The sequence below is a fragment of the Vibrio sp. 811 genome (assembly GCF_033339195.1).
This window is the reverse complement of the sequence record NZ_JAWOUB010000489.1, coordinates 1-658: the sequence shown is the minus strand read 5'-3', so window position 1 is coordinate 658 and position 658 is coordinate 1. Positions and strand designations below refer to the sequence as shown.

Annotated in this window: 1 protein-coding gene; it reads right to left on the bottom strand. The window is 46.8% G+C overall.

Annotation, left to right across the window (positions count from 1 at the left end; all coding sequences use genetic code 11):
• A partial coding sequence (locus R7Q46_RS27660; protein WP_318078349.1) for an amino acid ABC transporter substrate-binding protein occupies window positions 1-658 on the bottom strand: 658 nt, incomplete at both ends.

Below are 658 nucleotides of genomic sequence, written 5' to 3'. Positions count from 1 at the left end.
ACCATCAACACCCAAAATACGTTTGATGTTTGGATCTTGAGATTTCAACATCTCATCCGCATTCTTAGAGGTAATGCCGTATTCTTCCGCATTCACCATTGCTGCTAACGTCCACTTAGCGATGTTGAACCACTGATCGTCGCCTTGACGAACCACTGGGCCAAGTGGCTCTTTAGAAATGATTTCAGGAAGAACCGCTGCAGAAGAAGGATCTTTCAGATTCAAACGAAGTGCGTACAGACCAGATTGGTCAGGCGTTAGCACGTCACAGCGTCCGGCATCGAAACCTTTTGAGGTTTGCGCCGCCGTATCAAACACCACAGGTTTGTACGACATGCCACTGTTTCGGAAGTAATCCGCTAAGTTGAGTTCGGTTGTTGTACCTGACTGTACGCAAACTGACGCACCATCAAGCTCTTTAGCGCTAGAAATGCCAAGATCTTTCTTGACCATGAAACCTTGACCGTCATAGTAGTTAACGCCAACAAAGTTTAGGCCGAGCGCAGTATCTCGGTGTAGTGTCCAGGTAGTGTTACGAGAAAGCACATCGATTTCACCCGATTGAAGTGCAGTGAAACGTTCTTTCGCGGTTAGGGGTACATATTTAACTTTCGTTTTATCCCCAAGAACGGCTGCAGCCAGTGCTTGGCAATATTCT